A 3539-nucleotide genomic window follows, 5' to 3' on the forward strand; every position below is an offset into this window, starting at 1 on the left:
CTCCAAGCACACGGTCGACGCCTACCTCCGCCGCATCCGGGCCAAGCTCAACATCAACAGCACGGCCGAACTCACCCGACTGGCCATCTCCCTGGGACTGTGACGCCCGCCCGCCCGAGTCCGACCGACCGCGCGGGAGCAGTCGATCCGCGACACCGGTATCACCATGCCTGCACCACGAGAACTCACATCCTCGGCGCAGCCTGCCGCCCGGACTCGGAACGTGGGCTCCTGGACTCAGGCGCTGCGGGGCTCGCGGCCTGACGTCTTCTTCGCCGGGGCCTCTTCGCGGCCTTCACGGTCTTCTTGGGCCGGGTGCACGCACGCGATTACGGTCTGCTTCCTGGGTGCCGGCCTTTGGCTGCCGCACGTATACCGACCACTTGTTGCGCCCACCTCGCAGCCCTTCAGCGGCCTTCATGACTGAACTGGCATCAGCCGCGGCTGCGGCGTTGTCACAAAGCAGAACATCACCCTGTCAATCACCCGGAAGGCAGCAAATCGGCTCCTGCACTCCCCACTGCCCATTCCCCAGCGATCGGACGACAACAGCTCGATGACCATGACCAGCACCGACAGGGTGACATTCGGTAAGCAGACAAACACGTCTGAGGTTTCCGACATGGCGTTCGCCCTGCTCGACGAGCAGGGGACGGTGGTCGCCTGGACGCAGGCCGCCGAGCGGCTGGTCGGATATTCCGCCGGGGACATGGTGGGCCGGTCCGCCGCACTCGTACTGCCATCCTTCGGTGAAGCGCCGACGATGTCGGTGTTCGTCGAACAGTGCCGTGCCCGGAACGGCTGGTCGGGCGCTTCGGCGGTGCGCCACCATGACGGCCGCGTGCTCGACATCAACCTGCGGATCTCCATGGTGCAGGGGCGGGACGGAGCAGTGCGGTGGCTTGCGTCCGTGACCGACATCGGCGTGCCGTCGGGGGAAGCGGGGAGCGGATCGGTGCGGGGGTCGCTTCTTGCCTGCGCGCCGATCGGCGTCGTCGTTCGTGACCTGGAGTTGCGCTGCACCTGGGTGAACGACGTGATGGAGAGCCACGACGGCATTTCCCCTGGCCAGCGGCTCGGAGGTCGAGTCACCGATGCGTGGTCCGGTGCCGAGGCCGAAACGATCGAGGCGGTGATGCGGCAGGTGCTCCAGAGCGGTAGCACCAAGGTCCACGAGTACCGGACGTGGCTGCCGACGAGTCAGGGCCAGGAGCACCCGTTCGCGGCTTCGTTCTCTTGTCTCCAAGGCGCCGACGGCCAGGCGCTGGGGGTGTGCACCATCAGCGTCGACGTCACCGAGAGCCGGCGGGCGCGCGAGCGGCTCGCCATCCTCAGCAAGATCGGCACGCGCCTTGGCAGGACCCTGGATGTGATGCAGACCGGTCAGGAGCTGGCCGATCTTGCCGTGCCCCTGTTCGCCGACTTCGTCGCCGTGGATCTGGAGCAGTCGGTCCCGTTCTGCGAGGGGCCCCTGGTCCGCATCGGCTCGATGACCGAACGCCTCCCCGTGTTCCGACGCGCCGGCCTGGCCTCGATCCGCCAAGGGGTCCCGGAATCCCCGTGGGCGCGCGGTGAGCCGGTCCCCGTGGGACCCGCCTCACCCATCGCCGACGTCCTGCGCACCGGCAGGTCCCGCCTGGAGCCGTTCCTGGACACCGCTCCGGGCACATGGATCGACCAGGATCCGGTACGGGCGCAGAAGATCCGTGAGAGCGGCATGCACTCCCTGATGGTCGTGCCCATCCGCGTGCGGCGCGTTCTGATGGGCGTGGCGGTGTTCGTCCGCACCGAGGATCCGGTGCCGTTCCAGGAGGTGGATCTGCTCCTGGCCGAGGAGTTCGTCAGTCGCGCCGCGGTGTCGTTGGACAACGCGCGCCAGTACACGCGCGAGCAGACCGCGGCCCTCGCGCTCCAACGCAATCTGCTCCCGCACCGTTTGAGGGGCGGTACGGCGGTCGAGGCGGCCTCGCGCTACCTGCCCGCCGACATCGACCGCGGCGTCGGGGGCGACTGGTTCGATGTGATTCCGTTGTCCGGCGCCCGGGTGGCCCTCGTCGTCGGCGATGTGGTCGGACACGGCGTCAACGCCGCCGCGACCATGGGCAGGCTCCGCACCGCTGTCCACACGCTCGCCGACATGGAGCTGCCCCCCGACGAACTGCTGGCCCGCCTCGATGACACGGTCCAGCGACTGGCGGAACAAGACTCCGACGCCCCGGACCAAATCCCCGCGGTGGTGGGCGCCACCTGTCTGTATGCCGTCTACGACCCGGTCACCCGGAAGTGCACCATGGCGGCCGCCGGGCACCCCCCGCCCGCGATCATCGACCCACAGGGCCAGGTCACCTTCCCCGACCTTCCCACCGGAGCCCCACTCGGCATCGGGCTGGGGATCCCTTTCGAGGCCGTGGAGCTGGAACTGCCCGAGGGAAGCCTCCTCGCCCTCTACACCGACGGCCTGATCGAGACCCGCGACCACGACATCGAGGAGGGCATGCACCGCCTGGGCACCGCCCTCGCGCAACCGGGTCGCTCCCTGGAAGACCTCTGCACCCGCGCGCTAGAGCCCTTCCAGGGTCGGGCGGAGTGCGACGACGTCACCCTGCTCCTGGTCCGCACCCGCTCGCTCAGCCCGACCCGGGTCGCCTCCTGGACGCTGCCCAGTGACCCGACCGCTGTCCGCAGCGCCCGGAAGCTGGCAGCCCGTCAGCTGGCCGAATGGGGCCTGGAAGGTCTCGAGGACTCCATGAAGCTGATCGTCAGCGAACTGGTCACCAACGCCGTCCGCCACAGCACCGGCCCGATCGTTCTGCGTCTGATCCAGCACCAGGTCCTGACCGTCGAAGTGTCCGATACCGACGTCTGCTCCCCGCGTATGCGTAGCGCACGCACCATGGACGAGAACGGCCGCGGCCTCTTCCTGGTCGCTCAGCTGTCCCGCAGATGGGGCTCCCGCTCGATACCGGGCGGCAAGGTCGTCTGGGTCGAAGCAGACCTTGCCCACACATCCGGCCCCCGATCGTCCGTGCTGCCCGTCCACGCGCCAAGGCCGAGCACGTGAGGGAGGTGACCGATCCCGGCACCTCTGGACACTGGAGTGTCCAGACCGGTCGTCGTCCCCGAACCCTGGTGTGTCGGGGTCATGTCCTCGCGCTCTGGCCGGGCCGTCTCTGGGCGCGAGTCACCTCTGGTGACCAACCAAGTCCGGAACGCGAAGTCGTCGGCTCCGGACGCCCACGGCACTACCCAGCCACGGCTGCGAGAGGACTCGCGGGCCGACAACTGCACCGTGTTGTGCGGCATGCTCGTGACGGCAGTGGTTGACGGCAACGTCTCCGTTGCGGACGCCGGCCACCACGCCGCACGCTGCTGACCAGGCAGGACGAACTCCTGAAGCGGGTGTCGCAGGTTGGAATCCTGCCGGGGGCACCAGCGGAAACGCCCCGGACCGATCATGGTCCGGGGCGTTCGGCATCAGGTTCTGACACGCAGCTCTTCTCTGTGATCGCGCTGCGGCGCGCCTGCTGACGTACCCCCGT

At 68.7% G+C, this 3539-nt stretch carries 2 protein-coding genes; both read left to right on the forward strand.

What is annotated here, in order from left to right; all coding sequences use genetic code 11:
* On the forward strand, positions 1-103 hold a 103-nt coding region (locus ACTWQJ_RS48565; RefSeq protein ID WP_443308694.1), incomplete at its 5' end, for a LuxR C-terminal-related transcriptional regulator.
* Positions 104-622: 519 nt separating this feature from the next.
* Positions 623-3061 carry a SpoIIE family protein phosphatase gene (locus ACTWQJ_RS48570; RefSeq protein ID WP_443312763.1) on the forward strand — a complete coding sequence of 813 codons (2439 nt, stop codon included), beginning with the start codon at positions 623-625 and terminating at the stop codon, positions 3059-3061.
* Positions 3062-3539: the final 478 nt, after the last annotated feature.

Source organism: Streptomyces sp. KR55 (genome assembly GCF_052245645.1).
GTDB classification, from domain to species: domain Bacteria; phylum Actinomycetota; class Actinomycetes; order Streptomycetales; family Streptomycetaceae; genus Streptomyces; species Streptomyces flavusporus.

Bases quoted from the DNA above. Each gene is read 5' to 3' on its own strand.
- ACTWQJ_RS48570 (WP_443312763.1), top strand. From the start codon at position 623: ATGGCGTTCGCCCTGCTCGACGAGCAGGGGACGGTGGTCGCCTGGACG.